The following is a 15,298-nucleotide window of genomic DNA, read 5'->3' as shown; positions in this document are numbered from 1 at the left end:
GTTCGGGGCGCCGAACCGCCGCGAAGCTCTTGGCCATTTCAAGGGCACCTTCGCGGATAAGCCGTGCCAACTCCATCCCCCACTGCTGGTCCTCGCGCAACCCCAGTGACCTACTCATGGGCCACCTCGCCGGCGACCGGCAGGTCATCGCCCCCCTTCGCCAAACCAACCCCGTACCAGTCCAGCTTGCGGGTCAGCACCATGAACACGCCGAGCAGGCCGAACAGCAGCAGCGAGCCCATCAGCAATGCATAGTCCTCGGCGCTCAACAATCCGTACAGCAGGCCGTAGAGCGCGGCCAGCGCCAGCGCAAAACCCAGCCCATGCCCCAGGCTGCGCAACACGTGGCAGGCATAGAAACCGATCAGACCGACACAGGCCCCCGCCGACACCAGATACGCCAGGCCGAACCCCAGGTGCTCCGACAACGACAGCAACAGCAGGTAGAACAGTGCCAGCGCCACGCCCACCAGGGCGTACTGGATCGGGTGCACCGCCAAACGCTTGAGCACTTCGAACAGGAAGAAACCGGCGAACGTCAGGGCGATGAACAGCAATGCATATTTGATCGCCCGATCGGACTTCAGGTACTGATCCACCGGATCGATCAGGCTCACCCCGAAACTGCGGGACTTGAAAGCCTCGCAATCGTTGGTGTCCACACAATTGCCCATCGCTTCATGCAGGTTGGTGGAGAAGAACGAGGTCTGCCAGTTGGCCGTGAAGCCCTGTTCGCCCACTTCACGCTGGGTCGGCAGGTAGTTGCCGATGAAGCTCGGGTGCGGCCAGTCGGCGGCCAGGTGCACGTTGCTGGTCTTGCCCACCGGAATCACCTGCAACTGGCCGGTGCCCTGCAGCGCCAGGTCGAACTCGAAGTCCAGGCGCTGCTGCAGCCGACCGTCGACCCGCGGCAGGTTCACATGCACACCATCGCCCAGCCAGCTCACCTGCGTTCCCGGCATGAACTCCAGTTGCCGGTCGCCCAACTGCAGCGTCAGGGCGTTCTCGATACCCCGGATATCGCTGATACCGACCGCGAGATAGGGCTCGTCGAAGCGGTAATCGGCGAAACCCTCGTCGATGCCCAACTGTGGCGGCACGACGAAGGTGCCGCTGATATGGTTATTGGCGTGAAACAGCCGCGCCTCATAGATCCCGCGCGCACGGCGCTCGGTCTGGACCTTGCCATCGAGGACGAAACGCTCCGGCAGCAGGTACAGCCGCCCGCTGACTTCCTTGCTCTCCTGGGTACGCTTGCCCTTGGCGTCGGTCTTCCACTCGCGCACCGTCTGGCGATAGGGCACCACCAGCACCGGACCGCTGATCAACTGGCTGTTGCTGGAACTGCGGGCGATATCTTCCAGGACACCGTCACGCAGGTACTGCCGCTCGCTGATCAAGCCGTCGATCATCATCAACGGGATCAGCAACAACAGCATCAGCAGGGCAATCGCCCCGAATTTTATTGCCAGACTGCGGTTCATGGGTCTCTCTCCCTGATTGGAATGGGAGAGAGTCTGGAGCCTCCTTATGGGGCGTTGATGGAGCCCATGTGGAGACTGTGTGGAGATTCAGGGCAGGCGCAACGTCACCTCGACCCCACCCTCGACATTACCGATCCGCAGTTCGCCACCGTGCAGCTTCACCACTTCCTCGACGAAGTTCAGCCCCAGCCCGGTGCTCTTGCGGCCGCTCTGCGGGCGCGGCAGCGAGTAGAAACGTTCGCTCAGGCGTGGCAGGGCGTAGTCGGGAATCGCCTCGGCCTGGTTGAACAGGCTGAACCGCAACAGCTGTCCCTCGCGCTCGGCGGCGAAGCGGATCGTCCCGCCAGCCGGGGTGAAGTCCAGGGCGTTCTCCAGCAGGTTGCCGATGGCCTGGCGCAGCAGGAAACGCTCGCCGAACACGCTGACGTGCGCAGCGATCCGGCGTTCGATCTGCAAGCCGGCCCGCTCGATACGGGCGGCCTGGGCCTGCAGCACGTCGTCGACCAATGCCGCCAGCGGCACCTCGACCTGCTCTTCCAGCACCTGGCGCTGTTCCACCAGCGCCAGGTTCAGCAGCCGTTCGATCAACTGCTGCATCCGCGCACTCTCGTTCTCGATATTGCCGACGAAACGCTCGCGCTGGGCGTCCGGCATCTCGCCGTGCAAAAGCTCCGCAGCCCCACGGATCGCCGCCAACGGGCTTTTCAGTTCGTGGGTCAGGGTATGCACATAACGCTCGACGTAGGCCTTGCCTTCCAGTTGTGTGCGCATGTGTTCCACGGCATTGGCCAACTGCTCCATTTCTCCGCCGCGATAATGCGGCAGCTCGGCACGTCGGCCTTCGCTGACCGCCTGGGCATAGGCGGTCAGCCGGCGCAGGGCCGCGCTCAGCCACCAGGACAGCAGTGCACCGAACAGCAGGCCCAGGGCGATCAGCCCGGCGCCCCACAGAATCAGCCGATGCTCGGTGCGATCGACATAGGGCTGCAGCGAACTGTTGGGCTTGGCCACGGTGACCACGCCGATGATCTGGCCGTGGTCGGTGATTGGCGCGCCGACATGCATCACCGACGAATTCGGGTCGTCGGGATCGGAGCGGGTCGAGCGCGCACCGTACTCGCCACGCAGGGTCAGGTACACGTCGTTCCAGCGCGAATAATCCTGGCCGAGGGCCAACCCGGCGGAGTCGAGCAGGACGATGCCCTTGGCATCGGTCACATAGATGCGGTGGTTGACCTGGTTCTTCGGCAGGCCCCAGATGTTCGCCGCCGGCTTGCGCTGGCCGTAGGCCTTGAGCACCTCGGGCAGGCGGCTCTGGCCGAGGGTGCCGGACTTGACGTCGTCATGGAGGATTTCCGCCAGCAGGTTGGCGGTGTCCACCAGGGTCTCCTCGGTGGACTGGCGCACCCCGGGGCGGATTTCCTTCATCACGGTGCTCAGCACGAAATAGCCGGTCAGGCCGACGAACAGGAAGTAGACGAGGAAGATCCGCAGCCCCAGCGGCATCAGCTGAGACTCGGGCTGTAGCTGTAGCCCAGGCCGCGGTGGGTCTGGATCGGTTCGGCCGCGCTGGCCACCAGCCGCAGCTTGGCCCGCAGGCTCTTGATGTGGCTGTCGATGCTGCGCTCGTAGCCGGCATCCGCCGCGACCCCGACGGCATCGAGCAGTTGCTCGCGGCTGAATACCCGCTCGGGCTGTTCCAGCAGGCAGGCGAGCAGGCGGAATTCATGGCGGGTCAGGCTCAGGACCTGGCCGCGGTAACTGATCTGCACCCGTTCGTGATCGACCACGAAACGCTCGTCGGCCACCGCCGCCGGCGCCTGGGGCACCACCCGTTTGAGTATCGCCCGCACCCGCGCCGCCACTTCCCGCGGGCTGAAGGGCTTGACCACGTAGTCGTCGGCACCGATCTCCAGGCCCACCACCCGGTCGATCTCGCCGTCACGGGCGCTGAGGAAGATCACCGGCACTTCGGTGAAGCGCCGCAGTTGCTTGCAGACTTCGAAGCCGCTGATGTCCGGCAGGCCGATATCGAGAATCAGCAGGTCGGCCGGCGTGGTGCGCTGGTACTCCACCGCGGCGGCGCCGAGGTTCAGCCAGGTGGTGGTGAACCCCTCGCCCTGCAGGGCATAGATCAGGGTATCGGCAATCGCCGCTTCGTCTTCGACAATCAGGATATGGGGCATGGCGTCCGAGCGCTGGGAGTGATCGCGCAACGGTGCCGCAGGCGTGTCGCGCCGTCAATCGGCCGGGGCTGGCTTTGTGAGCAGGGGCGCGAGCCTGATAGTTCTGCTAGTAGGCAAGAGCCCGGAAACAGCCAACACTCGGCAGAGTATTTTCGCCCTTGAACGGAGTCCACACCATGCCGACCTCTGCTCGCGAAACCCTCCTGTGTCGCTATCACTACGACCCACTGGATCGGCTGGCCGACTGCTCACCGGTCGACCAGGCCAGCGTCCAGCGCTTCTACTGCAAGAGCCGCCTGGCCAGCGAGATCCAGGGCACGGTTCGCACCCGTGTGTTCCAGTACGACGACCATCTGCTGGCCCAACACCGGCAGGACGCAAACGCCAGCGAAAGCCATCTGCTCGCCACCGATACCCAGGGTTCGGTCCTGCATTGCCTCAGCCCCCAGCAGCGGCAACCCAGCGCCTATTCCGCCTACGGGCAGCGGACACCGCAGAATGGATTGCTCAGCTTGCTCGGATTTAACGGCGAACGGCCAGATCCGCTGACCGGGCACTATCTGCTGGGCAATGGCTACCGGGCATTCAACCCGGTGTTGATGCGTTTCAACAGTCCGGACAGTTTGAGTCCATTCGGGGAGGGAGGGCTCAATAGCTATGCCTATTGCCAGGGAGACCCAGTGAATCTGGTGGATCCTGGCGGGCATGTGGGTTCGCCCCCATCCTATAAGGCGCCCAAGCCTCGGAAGAAGCCCCCCTTAGCACCAAAAACAAGTGATCAAGAGGCAGCCCTTAGAGCCGCAGATAAAGCACGCAGGCGCGAGAGAAGCCTACAATTATTCAAGGAGTCACAAGCAATTGACAGCAACAAGAAATTTTTCACAGACCGAATTAATTTTGAGCCAACCACAAAAATCACCAGCAATGATGACCTTAAGACAGCATTCAAATCCTCACAGGAAATACATGGGTTCGACCAATACCCAAGCATTCAAAAAGCCATCTACCTCCCTGATGGAAGACTTGACGCACAGCACTTTCAAATCACAAAAAAATACTACGGAAGGTTCTCAGCCAGCGGCAAAAAGGGGCGCAGTACAGGAAGCGTTTATCGCACGAATATATTACTTTCCAGGTACGCCGCCTTGAACGCCAACGTTGACTTACTCCGAGCCCCGTCTCCACCAAAACTCCAGTTGCCAGGTTTCAAAACTTTTAATAAAAAATACTTCGATGGATTTAATTCGCAAGATCCCCAAATACTAGAATAATGGCCATAAAATGAAAATTGACGCACTCTGCTGAACATTGGGAGGAGCCTGACCGATGTCAACCATCCCCCGAAACACGCTTCTGTGCCGCTATCACTACGACCCACTGGATCGGCTGGCCGACTGCTCACCGGTCGACCAGGCCAGCGTCCAGCGCTTCTACTGCAAGAGCCGCCTGGCCAGCGAGATCCAGGGCACGGTTCGCACCAGTGTGTTCCAGTACGACGACCATCTGCTGGCACAACACCGGCAGGACGCAAACGCCAGCGAAAGCCATCTGCTCGCCACCGATACCCAGGGTTCGGTCCTGCATTGCCTCAGCCCCCAGCAGCGGCAGCCCAGCGCCTATTCCGCCTACGGGCAGCGCACACCGCAGAATGGATTGCTCAGCTTGCTCGGATTTAACGGCGAACGGCCAGATCCGCTGACCGGGCACTATCTGCTGGGCAATGGCTACCGGGCATTCAACCCGGTGTTGATGCGTTTCAACAGTCCGGACAACTTGAGTCCGTTTGGGGAAGGTGGGTTGAATGCCTATGCGTACTGCTTGGGAGATCCGGTCAACAGGCTGGATCCGACCGGGCATGCTCCAGGATTCGTCGAGTTTCTATCAAGACTACGGCGTTCAAGATCTCACCTTACGACTCGGCCGGGTACAGCTCAAGTTTCACAACCAGTTGGGACAGCAGAACCATCCACGCCCGTACCAGTGAACCTGGACCGGCCTCCGGGAGCACCTCAAACCGGTCTCGATACTTTGAACATTCCCATCGACTCTGAACGTGTCGCGATTTACAGCATAAGCGCAGAACAGTGGCGTACCCCCCCATCAGCACAACCAGCGCCTATGCGCCACAGTCAACCTTCCCAAAGGACTCAGGCATCTTCCTCGACCAGGCCCAATCAATCCCATTCAAACTACGACTACGGCAGGACACGATCCAACCCTCAGATAGCGCCGCCCACCTATAGAGAAGCAACAGACACAACCCCGCTCCGTCCAACCGATCCTGACTACGATCAAGAACTCTTTCTGCGAGTCAGCAGCAAACTGGAAAATATTCGGCACGGCCGGATGCATCGCCGAAAATATGTCGTGCTGGCGTATCTATAGATCTGCGTACTCACTGCACCACGAACCTGATGGTTCTGCTAGTAGGCAAGAGCCTGAAAACAGCCAACACTCGGCAGAGTATTTCGCCCCTGAACGGAGACTACGCCATGCCGACCTCTGCTCGCGAAACCCTCCTGTGTCGCTATCACTACGACCCGCTGGATCGGCTGGCTGACTCGAACCAGGCTCAACAGTCCGGCTTGTCCGCCGTATACCGCCGCGCCGGATTCACCGCCGCACCGAACTCGCGCAGGGCCTTGGCGCCGATCAGCAACGGGTAGTTGAAGCTGCTGCGGTTGGTCAGGTTGACCTCCACCGTGCGCCTGACGTTGCCCAGGCACATTTCCAGGTCGACCACCGGGCGCTTGCTCGGGTCGGCGGCTTCACCGTCCTCGTCTTCCTCGGCACGGGTCTTGATCTTGCTGATGCGCGAGACCTTGTGCTCGTAGACCTTGTTGTCGGCGTCAGCGGTGCCGAGGCGGAAGCGCACCCAGTCCTCGCCGTCACGCTTGAACAGCTCGATGTCCTTGGCCGACAGCGACGCGGTGAGCGCGCCGGTGTCCATCTTGGCCTTGAAGGTCTGGCCGATCTCCGGCAGACGGATGTATTCGTAGCGCCCGTAGAGGGTCGGCTCGGCGGCCATGACCGGCAGGGCCAGGAGGGACAACAGGGCAAGAACGGATTTCACTTGGGCTGTACCTTTGTGTGGACGCGCAGAGGCGAGCAGTTTAGACCGCGCCGTCGTCATTGGTTCATGAACAATCGGCTAAATGACCGCCATCCTGGCACATCGTGCGTGAAACATTCGTCGATCAGCGGATTTGGCGTCTGTCCGCCCCCGCTTTATGATGGCGCGCCCTCACGCCCTTGAAAGAGTTCCCTTATGCGCCGCCTGCTCACCGGCAGCCTCGTTACGCTGCTGCTCCTGCTCAACACCCTGGTGCTGTTCGGCCCGCTGATGGTGTTCGCCCTGCTCAAGCTGGTGCTGCCCGGCCGTTTGCGCGACTACGCCAGTTGGGCAGTGATGTGGATCGCCGAGACCTGGGCCGAGATCGACAAGCTGATCTTCTCCCTGTGCATTCCCACCCGCTGGGACATTCGCGGCGCCGATGGCCTGCGCCGCGACACTTCGTACCTGGTGGTGTGCAACCACCAGTCGTGGGTCGACATTCCGGCGCTGATCCAGTCGCTCAACCGGCGCACGCCGTTCTTCAAGTTCTTCCTCAAGAAGGAACTGATCTGGGTGCCATTCCTGGGCCTGGCCTGGTGGGCGCTGGACTACCCGTTCATGAAGCGCTACTCCAAGGCCTTCCTCGACAGGCACCCGGAACTCAAGGGCCAGGACCTGGAAATCACCAAGGCCGCCTGCGAGCTGTTCAAGCGCCAGCCGGTGACCGTGGTCAACTACCTCGAAGGCACCCGCTTCAGCGAGGCCAAGCGCCAGCAGCAGGCCTCGCCGTTCCAGCATCTGCTCAAGCCCAAGGCCGGCGGCGTGGCCTTCGTCCTCGCCGCGATGGGCGAACAGCTGGACGCGGTGCTCGATGTCACGGTGGTTTATCCACAGGAGAAGATCCCCGGTTTCTGGGACCTGATCAGCGGCAACGTGCCCAAGGTGATCATCGACTTCCACACCCGCGCCATGGACCCGAGCCTGTGGCAGGGCGACTACGAGAACGACCCGGTGCTGCGCAAGCGGGTCCAGGACTGGGTCAACCAGCTCTGGAGCGAGAAGGACCAGCGCATCGCCGCCCTGCGCAGCGAGCGCGACTGAACCTCAGTCGAGGATGATGTGCGGCAGGAAACGGCTGGTGTCTTTGGTGATCAGCGAGTTGTCTTCGCGAATGCCGATGCCGGCCGGCTGATCACCGATCATCCAGCTGCCGAGCACCGTGTGGCTGCCGGCAAATGAAGGCAGCGGCTTGAACTGCTGCAGCACGAACGGCCCCTGGTCATAGGGGCCCGGCTCGCTGACCCGTTCGCCGGTCGGCGAGTGAATCTCGACATTGGCGCCCTCCCGCGAAAAGAACGGCTTGCGCACCCAGCCCCGTTCCGGACGGCCGTTCGGCTGCGGGTCGATGAAGGTCGGCAGCAGGTTCGGGTGGCCCTCATGCATTTCCCAGAGCAGCGCCAGGGCGCCCTTGTTCGACAGGATCGCCTTCCACGGCGGCTCGACGAACAGCGTCTGGCTGTGGGCGATGGCCGGGCCGAAGGCTTCGCTGAACAGGTTTTCCCACGGATAGAGCTTGAACAGGGTGCTGATCGGCAGGTCCTGCTCATCGACGAAACGCCCGGCCCGATCCAGGCCGATCGCCTCGATGTCGAGCAGTTGCGTCGTCAGCCCGGCCTGGCGGGCGATGTCGCTCAGGTACTCGACCGTGCCGCGATCCTCCAGCGAGTCGCGGACCGAGGCGAAGTGCAATGGCGACGGGAAGCCGATCTCGACGAAGGCCTGCAGCAGCTTGTCCTCGATGCTGTTGAACTGGTCGGCACGGGTCGGCAGTTGCCCGCGGCGCATCTGCTCCTCGAGCCAGACGTACTGGAAGAAACTCGCCTCGTACAACGAAGTCGGCGTGTCGTAGTTGGTCTCCAGCAGCTTGGCCGGGCCGCGGCCGTCGTAGCACAGGTCCATCCGCCCGTAGAGGTGCGGGTGGCCCTGGCGCCAGGAATGGCGGATCAGGTCGCGATAGCCCTCGGGAATCGCCAGGCGGTCGAGCAGGTGCTCGCTGTCCACCACCCGCTCGACCAGGTCCATGCACAGCTCATGCAACTGGCGGGTCGGCTCTTCGAGGTCGTCCTCGATCTGGCGCAGGCTGAACTGGTAGTACGCCGACTCGTCCCAATAGGGTTCGCCGTCAAACGTATGGAAGTGGAAGCCCAGCCGTTCGGCGGTGGCCTGCCAGTCCGGGCGGGGTACGCTGGAGATGCGTTTCATCAGCCGCCCCTGCTGCTGCCGTGGGACGAGCCGAAACCGCCACGGCTGACCATCCGCGGTGCCGAGCCACGGTAGGAGGCCGGGGTGAACTGCCCCGGGCTGTTCAGGCGAAAGCGCGCGTTGGTCGACTGGGCGAAGGTCTTGCCGGCCCGGGCCTGCTGGTTGAGGCTGCTGGCCTGATAACCGCCACGGCCGTCGCGCTCGTTGTACAGCGGCTCGCTGAAGTAGCGCGGCGCATAGGGGTCGCTGCCCAGGCCGATCCAGCGCCAGAAGCGGCTGCCCCAATCGTTGGAATGGCTGGAGTAACCGGAACCGCCGAACGAACCGCCATAGCTGCCGCCGCCCGAGGATGAAACGGGCGGGGCGCTCTGGACGGCAGCCTGGGCCTCCTGTTCCTGCTCCTGCTCAAGAGGTGCCGGCACCGCCTGCACGGTGGTCAGGTTGAAGCCGGACATCAGCGGGTGGAAACGGCTGTTGCCCAGGTCAGCCACGCAATCGCTGCGGGCGAAATCACTGGCGCAGGCATCCTGGCTGGCATATTCCGGAACGATTTCCAGATGCTGTTCCCGAGCCTCGGCCGCCGCGTCGGCACAGACATCGGCCGCCACGCCGGCCGCGACACAGGCCGGCTCGCTGGTGTACGACGTGGTTTTGATGACGTCCCGCGTACGCACCTGTTCACCGTCACAGGCCACCAGCACGAAGGGCACGCTGCCCAGCAGGACCAGGCCAACACGTTGACTACGTTTCATCGCCAGCCCCCTCAGACCGGAGGGGTCATGCAGGCCGCATTGAGCAGGCCGACACTGATGGAAATCGCCGCCGAGAGAATCGCCGCCGCCGACTCACCCTTGGCGATCCGTACCGACAGGCCACGAATCGACAGACTGACCAGGCCGAACGCCAGCAACTGGGCGACCAGGGCGATCAGCGCCCAGATCAGGAAATCCACCAGCGATACCGAATGGGCGATGGCACTGGCCGCCGGAATCGCGAAACCGATCAACGCGCCGCCCAGCGCGATCGCGGCGGCAATATTGCCCTCGCGGATCAGCGTCCACTCCCTGTGCGGCGTCATCCGGGTATAGAGGCAGGCATACAGCCCGAAAACCAGCAGTGCCACCAGCAGGTACAGGACGAATCCCATCACCGCATCCAGGTGCAACGACATCTTCACCGCATCGACCAACATGCTTGTGCCACTCTCTCCATGAACAGGCGGCGACAAATAGCACACCGCACGCGATAACTGAACCCGCGTCGTGGCCGCACAGACAAAAACGCACCGGTTCCTCGCGGAGTCCGGTGCGTCGTCAGCCGTAGCGGGGTTCAGCCACCCGCGCCCCAGATACCGCCGAGGCTCTGCAACAGCGAGCCGCCGACACCCTGTTCGCCCAGGTAGCTGAGGAGGATCGGCGCAAACTGGCCGACCATGCCGCTGTCCATGCCCAGGGCGTCGAAGGCGTTGTTCAGGTCGTGGGTGTTCTTCACATTCCCCAGGGCGTTGCCCACCGCCGAGTCGCCGACCGACTGGCCGAGCAGGCCGCCAAGCCCGGCCAGGGCACCCGCGCCGGACAACTGGTCGAGGCCCGGTACGCTCTGGCTCAACTGCGAATAGTCGTTGCCGCTGAGCTGGTTCTTCGCCAGGCCGAGCATGGCGGCGGCGCCGCCGATGGCCTGTTCCGGGGTGACGTTCAGTTGCGATCCCAGGGCGCTGAGCAGGCCACCCTCCGGCGCCGTGGCATTGCCGTTCTGACCACCCTGCAAAGCCGACAACGCATTGGCCGCGTCATTCAGGCTGAACGCCGCGAACACCGGCGTAGCGGCGAAGGTCAGGAGCGAAGCCAGTACGACACCGCGTGGAATTTTCATTGCAGCTACCTCACAAGTCATCGAAGGCCGCCGCTGGCCAGCGGTCGGCGCTGGCCATTGGAGTGGAAAAAGCCGGGCTTGTTCCGCCTGGCGGGGGTGACCTTTTCGTCAGCCGGGCAGCCGTTCGATCGCCGCCTGGACCAGTGGCCGCGCCCACTCGGGCGTGGCTTGCAGGGCCTGGGCGTCCTGCGGATCGGGGCTGAGCAGGTGGCCGTCGGCCATTTCCAGCACCAGCAACGGATCGGGAATCTCCTCGCCCGGCTCGACGTCGGTGCTGTTGTCGAACACCTGCAGGTGCGCCAGATACGGCATGAGGGCGACCAGGTTGAGCCGCGATTTGACCCAGCGCTCGCGGATCTTCGCTTGTGGAATATCGTGACCGCCACGCGCCACCCGCAGGCGCACCCGGCGCAGGTGCTGTTCCGGCGAGGACAGGCCGCAGAACAGCATCACCACATCGTGAGTCTGCGCCGCCTGGGCGAGCATCAGGGCGATGGTGTTGCCGCCCAGGGTGGTTTCGAAGGCATGGTTGCGCCCCTCGCGCAGGGCGTTTTCCAGCTGCTGGCGACCATGCTCCCAGGCCAGGCCGTTGGCCCGTTGCGGGTCGATGCCGAGGCTGGCGGTCAGTTCTCGGGCAAAGCTGTCGGGGTTGAACCAGTCCAGGCCGTTCTCGGCGAGCAACGCGCCCCCCACCGAACTCTTGCCGGCGCCGTTGACCCCGGCCAGCACGAAAATGAACGGGCGCTCGCTCGCCGGCGGCGCACTCATCAGAACGTGGAGCCGGCTTCAGGCCGCTTGCCCAGCTTGCCCCTGGACGCCAGCAGCGAGCGCACACCCTGGGCCGCCCGGGGTTCCTGCAGGCTCCGCAGACGCGCATCGAAACGCTGGGTCAACTCATCCAGGGCCGACTGTTCGCGATCCTGGTAGGCCTGCACCTGGGCGGTCAGTTGCTGGTAGGTCTCGGCGTCCAGCAGGACCATTTCCACGGTGGAATGGTTGGTGACCGCGACACTGCCGGACTGATGGACCAGGCGGACCACATCGGCCCACTTGTTCTTCACCTGGGAGGCATTCTGGCGCGGCAGATCGAGGAGGTCAGGCAGGGCAATCATGACGTGTGCTCGCAGACAGGGAAGTCCCCTGCACTATAACAACCGCCGGCCATTTTGGCCATTTTTGCCCTATTGACCTGTAAAAGCCCTGACCCTTCCCGCCAGGGGCGTGAGGGCCAGAGGCAAGCCGCCTACCCGCGGCGTGGCGAAGGCAGGCGGCCATCCGAAGGGTTAGCGGGCGAATCCGGCGAAAGCCTGGCACAGGGAGAGCAGATGACGCTCGTCGTCGGCATCCAGGTCGCCATCTTCATCCATGTCCACCCGGACGTTGACGGTGTCGTAGGTCTTGTCCTCGCCAGACGAGGAAACGGCCGAAGCAAAGACAAGCTCATTACCTTCGTAGAACTCTACCAGCACCTCCGGGCTGCCATTGTTGTCGATGTCTTCCAGGGAGAGTCGGATTTCCTTTTTGGCCATGAAGGCACCTCGTTATCGAGTGATGTAATGGGGGGCTCATGTTGGGAGGCGAGCGACGTGGCGACCATTGCCCGGCGGCGACAGCCGGCAGCGGAAAACACGACCGGCCCCGATGGAAAACCGCGGGCAGGGACTGGGAATCGATGATCGCGGCCTGTGCGGGCGGCTGGGCACTTGGCGTAAAATGGGAGTCCCTGAGGGAGTGTGCGCGTATGGACGTGAAAATCGGCGGAACCGCCCTGGCAATCATCCTGGCCGGCCTGGCCATCGCTTTCGGCGTGCACGAGTGCCAGCGCGGCCCGCTCAACCCCGAACTGCCCGACAACCTCGGCGACGAGCAGACCGCCTGGCTGACCCTCGAACACCGCATCAGGCGCATCGACCCCGCACTGACCGACGTCAGCCACGAGCAGCAGACGCTGACTATCCGCTATCAGCCCGAGAAGGTCGCCGACAGCGAAGAAGCCTGGGTTCCACGCCTGCTGCGCACGGTCGGCCAGGGCCTGGCGGCGGTGAACAATGCGCCGGGTGGCAAGCAGTATGCCCAGGTGACGATCAAGGCGCGGATCGTCGTCGCCGATGACGTCGAGCTGGTCTACCAGATGGACGGCTTCGACGCGATCAAGACCCAACAGGGCGGCTACATCAACTTCGCCAGCATGCCCCGGGAACTGAAGTTCGGCACCGAGGCGCTGGCCCAGGCCAGCGACTATTGCCGCGATCCGAGTGGCTGGGGTTTCTATCCGGAGTTCTGTCAGCGGGTGAGTGCGGTGAAGTCAGTCCAACGCTGAAGGGAGGCTTGCGTCTGCGGTCACCTCCGGAAGATGGCGGGTGAGGCCACTGGCCCTTTCGCGGGCAAGCCCGGCTCCTACGGTTTGTCGGTGTGCCGGTGCTGTGCGAAGGCCCGCTCCCTGTAGGAGCCGGGCTTGCCCGCGAATGGCCCAACACCCCTGACACGCCATTCACCCAGCCTGACGCCCGCTAATAGCCCCGCCGTCGATCCACCCTCCCGGTTATTTCGAAACGACCTTGAGAACTGTCATTTCTGACAGTAGCCGCCCCCTCCCCGGCCACTCAACATGAAGGCCCAAGACAACGGAAGGGAGTACCGACTCATGCAAAACCGACTTGCAACCAGTCTGGCAGTACTCACCCTGGCACTGGCAGGCCAGGCCTGGGCCGAAACCCCGGTGCTGACCGCAACCTGCCCACGGGCAGGCGACATCAACCAGCACCCGGGCAGCGAAGGCTACACCTACGACGCCAAGGGCCCGGGGGGCAGTCAATGGACCGGTGAAAACCCGGAAACCGGGATTGAGTACAAGGTCGCGTTCGTCAGCGCCAGCTACAAGGCCAGCACCCAGGCGGTGATCTGTGACTACGAAGGGGACGGTGACGCGGGAATCCGCCTGACGCTCAAGGCCGTCCAGGACTGGAAACCCTCCCAGGACACCGACTGGAAGGATGGCTTCTGCAAAAGCGGGGAAACCAGCCGTTGTGGATTCTCATACAGCGCGCTGATCACTACGCAGTGAACGGCGAAACACAAAAAAGGGCGACCGGGGTCGCCCTTTTTCTATCGTGATTGCACCTTACGCCGCACTGAACAGCTTGTGCGGGTCGATCACGAATTTCTTCGGCACGCCGGCATCGAACTCGCCATAACCCTTCGGCGCGTCGTCCAGGCTGATCACCTGCACGCCCACCACTTCGGCGATGTTGATGCGGTCCCACATGATCGCCTGCATCAGTTGGCGGTTGTACTTCATCACCGGGGTCTGGCCGGTGTGGAAGCTGTGGGACTTGGCCCAACCCAGGCCGAAGCGGATGCTCAGCGCACCGATCTTGGCGGCGGCGTCCACCGCACCCGGGTCTTCGGTCACGTACAGGCCGGGGATACCGATCTTGCCGGCCACGCGGGTGACCTGCATCAGCGAGTTGAGCACGGTGGCCGGCGCCTCGTGCTTGGCCCCTTCATGGCCGTGGCCACGGGCTTCGAAGCCCACCGCGTCGACGGCGCAGTCCACTTCCGGCTCGCCCAGCAGCGCGGCGATCTGCTCGTGCAGCGGAGTGTCCAGGGACAGGTCGGCGATCTCGAAGCCCTGGGCCTTGGCGTGTGCCAGGCGGGCCGGGTTCAGGTCACCGACGATGACCACGGCAGCCCCCAGCAGGCGCGCCGAGGCGGCAGCCGCCAGGCCGACCGGGCCGGCACCGGCGACATACACGGTGCTGCCCGGGCCGACGCCCGCGGTGACAGCGCCGTGGAAACCGGTTGGCAGGATATCGGACAGGCAGGTCAGGTCACGGATCTTCTCCATGGCCTTGTCGCGATCCGGCAGTTTCAACAGGTTGAAATCGGCGTATGGCACCAGCACGTACTCGGCCTGGCCGCCGGTCCAGTCGCCCATGTCGACGTAGCCGTAGGCACCGCCGGCACGCGCCGGGTTGACGGTCAGGCAGACGCCGGTGTGCATTTCCTTGCAGGAACGGCAGCGACCGCAGGCGACGTTGAACGGCACGGAGACCAGGTCGCCGATCTTCAGGTTCTCGACGTCGCTGCCCTTCTCGACCACTTCACCGGTGATCTCGTGGCCCAGCACCAGGCCGACCTGGGCGGTGGTACGGCCGCGGACCATGTGCTGGTCGGAGCCGCAGATATTGGTGGACACCACACGCAGGATCACGCCGTGCTCGATCTTCTTGCCACGGGGGTCCTGCATTTTCGGATAGTCGATCTTCTGTACTTCTACCTTGCCAGCGCCAAGGTATACCACTCCACGATTGCCAGACATGCTTTCACCTCGCTGTTGTTTTTATGTAGCTGACGCATTGCCACGCGGCAAAGCGTTGATTGCTCGGGGTTGTGCGTGTGTCTTTTTCTACTGCGTTGTTATTTGGATCGCTTTCGCG

The 15,298-nt window shown here is 63.3% G+C and carries 17 protein-coding genes; 5 read left to right on the top strand and 12 right to left on the bottom strand.

Features of this window, described 5'->3' with window-relative positions:
- Positions 1-110 precede the first annotated feature (110 nt).
- The 3 genes from creD to creB form a co-directional block, all read right to left on the bottom strand.
- Positions 111-1,484 (bottom strand): cell envelope integrity protein CreD, encoded by a 1,374-nt coding sequence (creD, locus tag PF66_RS29590; protein ID WP_054064630.1) that lies wholly within the window; start codon positions 1,482-1,484, stop codon positions 111-113.
- An 87-nt stretch (positions 1,485-1,571) separates the two neighbouring features.
- The gene (gene creC, locus PF66_RS29585) at positions 1,572-2,990 is read right to left on the bottom strand and encodes a two-component system sensor histidine kinase CreC (protein WP_054058607.1); all 1,419 of its coding nucleotides are present in this window, start codon (positions 2,988-2,990) and stop codon (positions 1,572-1,574) included.
- A complete protein-coding gene (gene creB, locus PF66_RS29580) occupies positions 2,990-3,670 on the bottom strand; it encodes a two-component system response regulator CreB (protein WP_054064675.1) in 681 nt (226 codons plus the stop codon). Before creB ends, creC begins: the two co-directional genes overlap by 1 nt.
- Before the next feature lie 176 nt (positions 3,671-3,846).
- Here creB and PF66_RS32425 point away from each other — a divergent pair, with 176 nt between their 5' ends.
- Positions 3,847-4,941 (top strand): RHS repeat-associated core domain-containing protein, encoded by a 1,095-nt coding sequence (locus tag PF66_RS32425; RefSeq protein ID WP_081009940.1) that lies wholly within the window; start codon positions 3,847-3,849, stop codon positions 4,939-4,941.
- A gap of 55 nt (positions 4,942-4,996) precedes the next feature.
- Positions 4,997-6,055, top strand: coding sequence for an RHS repeat-associated core domain-containing protein (locus tag PF66_RS32420; RefSeq protein ID WP_081009939.1), 1,059 nt, complete (start codon positions 4,997-4,999; stop codon positions 6,053-6,055).
- A 187-nt stretch (positions 6,056-6,242) separates the two neighbouring features.
- On the opposite strand, the gene PF66_RS29565 is transcribed toward PF66_RS32420, so the two are convergent.
- Positions 6,243-6,743, bottom strand: coding sequence for an ATP-dependent zinc protease family protein (locus tag PF66_RS29565; RefSeq protein WP_054064627.1), 501 nt, complete (start codon positions 6,741-6,743; stop codon positions 6,243-6,245).
- A 195-nt stretch (positions 6,744-6,938) separates the two neighbouring features.
- Here PF66_RS29565 and PF66_RS29560 point away from each other — a divergent pair, with 195 nt between their 5' ends.
- On the top strand, positions 6,939-7,826 hold the full coding sequence (locus PF66_RS29560; RefSeq protein WP_054064626.1) for an acyltransferase: 888 nt from the start codon (positions 6,939-6,941) through the stop codon (positions 7,824-7,826).
- Positions 7,827-7,829: 3 nt separating this feature from the next.
- Here the strand turns inward: PF66_RS29560 and PF66_RS29555 are convergent, their stop codons facing one another.
- From PF66_RS29555 to PF66_RS29525, 7 genes are all read right to left on the bottom strand, one after another.
- Positions 7,830-8,987 carry a glutathionylspermidine synthase family protein gene (locus PF66_RS29555; protein WP_054064625.1) on the bottom strand — a complete coding sequence of 386 codons (1,158 nt, stop codon included), beginning with the start codon at positions 8,985-8,987 and terminating at the stop codon, positions 7,830-7,832.
- Complete coding sequence (locus tag PF66_RS29550; RefSeq protein ID WP_054064624.1) at positions 8,987-9,739, bottom strand: DUF1190 domain-containing protein; 753 nt, start codon at positions 9,737-9,739, stop codon at positions 8,987-8,989. The genes PF66_RS29555 and PF66_RS29550 overlap by 1 nt, the downstream gene beginning before the upstream one ends.
- An 11-nt stretch (positions 9,740-9,750) precedes the next feature.
- Positions 9,751-10,176, bottom strand: coding sequence for a DUF350 domain-containing protein (locus tag PF66_RS29545; RefSeq protein WP_193394242.1), 426 nt, complete (start codon positions 10,174-10,176; stop codon positions 9,751-9,753).
- 140 nt (positions 10,177-10,316) lie between these two features.
- Positions 10,317-10,859, bottom strand: a complete 543-nt coding sequence (locus PF66_RS29540; protein ID WP_054058614.1) for a DUF2780 domain-containing protein — start codon at positions 10,857-10,859, stop codon at positions 10,317-10,319.
- A gap of 108 nt (positions 10,860-10,967) precedes the next feature.
- Positions 10,968-11,627, bottom strand: coding sequence for an AAA family ATPase (locus PF66_RS29535; RefSeq protein WP_054064622.1), 660 nt, complete (start codon positions 11,625-11,627; stop codon positions 10,968-10,970).
- A complete protein-coding gene (locus PF66_RS29530) occupies positions 11,627-11,971 on the bottom strand; it encodes a type II toxin-antitoxin system Phd/YefM family antitoxin (protein ID WP_054058616.1) in 345 nt (114 codons plus the stop codon). Before PF66_RS29530 ends, PF66_RS29535 begins: the two co-directional genes overlap by 1 nt.
- 171 nt (positions 11,972-12,142) lie before the next feature.
- A complete protein-coding gene (locus tag PF66_RS29525) occupies positions 12,143-12,388 on the bottom strand; it encodes a hypothetical protein (protein WP_054064621.1) in 246 nt (81 codons plus the stop codon).
- Between the two features lie 212 nt (positions 12,389-12,600).
- Between PF66_RS29525 and PF66_RS29520 the strand changes: the two genes are divergently transcribed.
- Together PF66_RS29520 and PF66_RS29515 are read left to right on the top strand one after the other, a co-directional pair.
- Complete coding sequence (locus PF66_RS29520) at positions 12,601-13,179, top strand: hypothetical protein (RefSeq protein ID WP_054064620.1); 579 nt, start codon at positions 12,601-12,603, stop codon at positions 13,177-13,179.
- Between the two features lie 324 nt (positions 13,180-13,503).
- Positions 13,504-13,923 carry a DUF3757 domain-containing protein gene (locus PF66_RS29515; RefSeq protein ID WP_054064619.1) on the top strand — a complete coding sequence of 140 codons (420 nt, stop codon included), beginning with the start codon at positions 13,504-13,506 and terminating at the stop codon, positions 13,921-13,923.
- 57 nt (positions 13,924-13,980) lie between these two features.
- Here PF66_RS29515 and fdhA read toward each other — a convergent pair whose 3' ends face one another.
- Positions 13,981-15,180 carry a formaldehyde dehydrogenase, glutathione-independent gene (gene fdhA, locus PF66_RS29510; protein ID WP_054064618.1) on the bottom strand — a complete coding sequence of 400 codons (1,200 nt, stop codon included), beginning with the start codon at positions 15,178-15,180 and terminating at the stop codon, positions 13,981-13,983.
- Between the last annotated feature and the right edge of the window lie 118 nt (positions 15,181-15,298).

Source organism: Pseudomonas asplenii, assembly GCF_001293465.1.
GTDB classification, from domain to species: domain Bacteria; phylum Pseudomonadota; class Gammaproteobacteria; order Pseudomonadales; family Pseudomonadaceae; genus Aquipseudomonas; species Aquipseudomonas fuscovaginae_B.
The sequence above is the reverse complement of the archived record's forward strand: the minus strand, read 5'-3'. Positions and strand labels throughout refer to the sequence as shown.